Here is a 274-nt window from a genome sequence, read left to right as displayed (position 1 = left end):
GCCGCCGTGCCGGCACGCAACCCGTCGAATACCTCGATCGGCACCCCGTCGGGATTGGCCTCGGTCTTCAGCATCAGCGGTGTCACCGCGCTGACCAGTATCGCCTTGGCGACACGCCCGGCCGGCACGCCGTGCCTCGCGACATAGCGGGCGACTTCGCCGCCGCCGGTGGAGTGACCGATATGCACTGCATCCCGAAGATCCAGCGCTTCGACCACGGCGAACGCATCGGCTGCGTAACGATCCATGTCGTGACCTTCCGCGACTTGCGCCG

The 274-nt window shown here is 67.5% G+C and carries 1 protein-coding gene; it reads right to left on the bottom strand.

The annotated features are described in order from the left end of the window. The coding region (locus SB754_RS20240) for an alpha/beta fold hydrolase (protein ID WP_410784158.1) at positions 1 to 274 on the bottom strand (274 nt) is incomplete at both ends.

Origin of the sequence: Leifsonia sp. SIMBA_070, from assembly GCF_046534635.1 — a bacterium.
GTDB lineage: Bacteria > Actinomycetota > Actinomycetes > Actinomycetales > Microbacteriaceae > Leifsonia.
The sequence above is the reverse complement of the archived record's forward strand: the minus strand, read 5'-3'. Positions and strand labels throughout refer to the sequence as shown.